The following is a 3,228-nucleotide window of genomic DNA, read 5'->3' as shown; positions in this document are numbered from 1 at the left end:
AGATTCAAAGGTTGGACGTTTAACGCCAACTAGACGTTTAAAATGACTATCGCTGAGTTTCGTGAGGGATTCATAGTTCATGACTATAGTATAACAAATTTTTTTATTTTTGGGAGAAGTCTAATAGAAAAAATCGCATGACATTCAAATTTCATACGATTTTTCTAATTTTTGTTTTCAAATGCTTACAAAATGATTAACAGCGCAATCACAAAAGACGAAATTATCAATTTCAAAGCAACAGACTTAACAGGATTAGGACGATTATTGCCTATGTTGACTTCCTTACCCTCAACATAGGCAATAATCTCCGCCATAAGTCTTAATATCAAGTTCTTTCTTGATTTTCTCAACTTTTATAGCAAAACCTATGCAAATAACAGTGCCAATCAAAAAGACACCAACCCCAACAGGATATGAGACAAGTTGTGTTAGCGCAACAGCCAACATCTCAATCCCAACTCCAAAAACCATACCTTGTGAACCGCGATTCAAAGCAACAACATTAACCTTTTCTTTCATCATCTGAACGTCTCCTTTAACTAATTCGTCCAAAGAAACATCAAAATAATCACTCAGCAAAAGCAAACTCTCCAAATCGAGATAAGATTTCCCCGTCTCCCAGTTTGAAATCGTCTGCCTAGACACATAAGGACATCTCTAAAAACTCAGATTTCCCAAATTTTGCTAGATTTCCCAAATCCTGCGTCAATCCTCCTAGCCTTGCACCAGCAAGCCGTCGTCGAATTTTCTTGTCTTTGAAAAATCTATCTAAAATTTGGAAAAAGCAGTTTTTAGAGATGCCCATAAACAATTTCCGCCAAAGCCTCTTGAGAAAGATTAAACTTTTTCCGATAAAACTTCAACTGCTCACAAATTTTCATTTCTTTATCTCCTTGACAAATTTAGTTTAAAACATTTTTACCCCCTCAGCAATCAAAACTCTTTGACGTTTACTAAAAATCGTTGTAAAATATTTTGACAACCTTATGTTGCAAAGGTTTATAGCTGTTATTGTTATAAACTAAAATTTCAAAGTGTCAATACGTTTATGACAAATTTGTTCATCAGAAAAATGGCGCGAGTCTAGCTAACAAATTTCAAGCACAAAAATCACTCAAAGTGAAACAGCGTGTTAAAAGTTTTTTATAACAGATTAGCTCTAAAGACCGTAGATGTTATTAAAAAAATTTCATAAACATAGTAACGCGAATCAACTAACAAATCACTCAAAACAAAACGGAGTGTTGAAAGTTTTTTATAACAGATTAGCTCTAAAGACCGTGGGCGTTATAAAAAAATTTCATAAACGCAGTGGCGCGAATCAACTAACAAATCACTCAAAGCAAAACGGAGTGTTGAAAATTTTTTATAACAGATTATTATAAAGACCGTAGATGTTATTAAAAAAATTTCATAAACGCAGTGGCGTAAATCAACTAACAAATCACTCAAAGCAAAACGGAGTGTTGAAAATTTTTTATAACAGATTATTATAAAGACCGTAGATGTTATTAAAAAAATTTCATAAACGCAGTGGCGTAAATCAACTAACAACTTACAGTTACAAAAACAATTCAAAACAGAGAATTGAAAACATTTATAACAGATTAGTCCTAACACAAAAAAATCAAGCCAAGGCCTGATTTTAGATAACGAACATTATTTAGCCAAAGCTTTTTTTGCCTCATCAGCCAAAGCTGTGAACGCAGCCGCATCATTGACTGCAAGGTCAGCCAACATTTTACGGTTGACCTCAATTTCAGCAACTTTCAAACCGTGCATCAATTTAGAATATGACAAACCGTTCAAACGAGCAGCTGCATTGATACGCGCAATCCACAATTTACGGAAATCACGTTTCTTTTGACGACGATCGCGGAATGCGTAGTTATATGAATTCATTACCTGCTCTTTGGCAGTACGGAACAAAGTATGTTTTGCGCCATAATAGCCTTTCGCAAGTTTCAGTACACGTTTACGACGTTTGCGGCTTACAACGCCACCTTTAACACGAGCCATTTATAGTTCTCCTTATTTATATCTTAGTTTAATGTTAGTATTATATCCGAATGGTTCTCTATTATTTAAGAGAATAGACCATTTTGCGAATACGTTTGAAGTCACCAGTAGAGACCATACCCGCTTTACGCAAGTGACGACGTTGTTTCTTAGTTTTACCATGGAAACGGTGGCTCGTATAAGCCTTGAAACGTTTCAAGCCTCCAGAACCAGTACGTTTGAAACGTTTTGCTGACGCGCGGTGTGATTTTTGTTTAGGCATTTCTAAAATCTCCTCTAATTAAATTTTTAATTATTTCTTCTTTTCGCCGGGCGCTAACTGCATGAACATCTGACGACCGTCCATCTTAGCACGTTGCTCGACGTGGGCAATGTCTTGGGTTGCAACGACAAAATCGTCCAAGACTTTTTGACCAACCTCTTTGTGGGTAATCATCCGCCCTTTAAAGCGGATAGATACTTTGACTTTATTGCCTTTTTCAAGGAATTTCGTTGCTTGACGCAACTTTGTATCAAAGTCATTTTGATCAATAACTGGCGACAAACGAACTTCTTTGACTGTAACAACAGTCTGATTTTTCTTTTGCTCTTTCAGCTTTTTCTTTTGTTCAAACTTGAACTTTGTGAAATCCATGATTTTGGCAACGGGCGGTGAGGCTTGCGCAGAAATCAAAACCAAATCCATATCTTGATCCATGGCTTGATTGAGCGCCTCGCGCGTTGGTGTAATACCAAGCTGATCACCGTCTGCCGAGATGAGGCGAACTTCGCTTGCGCGAATCGCTTGGTTCATCGTGACTCTTTCTCTTGCTATGATTGTTCTCCTTTATTAAGATGTTGAGCCGAAACCCAAGATTAAACCGCTGGGTAAACCACCCAAAAATTGATTAGAAAAGCTAAAAACGAGCTTTCCATATAGAAAGCCCGCTATAAATGAACTCTGCTAACAGAGATAAAATCATTTTCATGCCAAGTAGCTCACGCAATATTGGCGAGAAAGCGGGTGCCTTCTGCTTTTCAACTTCTTTATTTTATCATATCTACGGGAAATGTCAAGCAGTTTTGCAAAAGAAATTTCGATTTATCATTCGAAAGTGATAATGTCCTAAGTAGGTCGAAACATAAAATGTCCCAAATGTTAAACTAATACTTATGAAAAGGATATTACTCACTGTGAATGAATTGAAAAAGTATCGTGTTATCAAG

4 protein-coding genes and 1 pseudogene are annotated in these 3,228 nt (G+C 36.5%); all 5 read right to left on the bottom strand.

The window, feature by feature from the left end:
• Positions 1–185 precede the first annotated feature (185 nt).
• Positions 186–317 (bottom strand): hypothetical protein, encoded by a 132-nt coding sequence (locus Hs30E_RS11450; protein ID WP_267130247.1) that lies wholly within the window; start codon positions 315–317, stop codon positions 186–188.
• A gap of 198 nt (positions 318–515) precedes the next feature.
• Positions 516–651: pseudogene (locus Hs30E_RS11620) on the bottom strand (helix-turn-helix domain-containing protein); the annotation flags it as partial.
• Between the two features lie 1,011 nt (positions 652–1,662).
• A complete protein-coding gene (rplT, locus tag Hs30E_RS10670) occupies positions 1,663–2,022 on the bottom strand; it encodes a 50S ribosomal protein L20 (RefSeq protein WP_172209914.1) in 360 nt (119 codons plus the stop codon).
• A 61-nt stretch (positions 2,023–2,083) separates the two neighbouring features.
• The gene (rpmI, locus tag Hs30E_RS10665; RefSeq protein WP_172209913.1) at positions 2,084–2,284 is read right to left on the bottom strand and encodes a 50S ribosomal protein L35; all 201 of its coding nucleotides are present in this window, start codon (positions 2,282–2,284) and stop codon (positions 2,084–2,086) included.
• 30 nt (positions 2,285–2,314) lie between these two features.
• The gene (infC, locus tag Hs30E_RS10660; protein WP_172209912.1) at positions 2,315–2,815 is read right to left on the bottom strand and encodes a translation initiation factor IF-3; all 501 of its coding nucleotides are present in this window, start codon (positions 2,813–2,815) and stop codon (positions 2,315–2,317) included.
• Between the last annotated feature and the right edge of the window lie 413 nt (positions 2,816–3,228).

The sequence above is a fragment of the Pseudolactococcus hodotermopsidis genome (genome assembly GCF_011170085.1).
Taxonomy (GTDB): Bacteria; Bacillota; Bacilli; order Lactobacillales; family Streptococcaceae; genus Pseudolactococcus; species Pseudolactococcus hodotermopsidis.
This window is presented reverse-complemented; position numbering and strand designations above follow the sequence as displayed.

Excerpts from the sequence above, each read along its gene's own strand:
- Hs30E_RS11450 (WP_267130247.1), bottom strand. The coding sequence starts at position 317 with ATGGCGGAGATTATTGCCTATGTTGAGGGTAAGGAAGTCAACATAGGC.
- rplT (WP_172209914.1), bottom strand. The coding sequence starts at position 2,022 with ATGGCTCGTGTTAAAGGTGGCGTTGTAAGCCGCAAACGTCGTAAACGT.
- rpmI (WP_172209913.1), bottom strand. The coding sequence starts at position 2,284 with ATGCCTAAACAAAAATCACACCGCGCGTCAGCAAAACGTTTCAAACGT.
- infC (WP_172209912.1), bottom strand. The coding sequence starts at position 2,815 with ATGAACCAAGCGATTCGCGCAAGCGAAGTTCGCCTCATCTCGGCAGAC.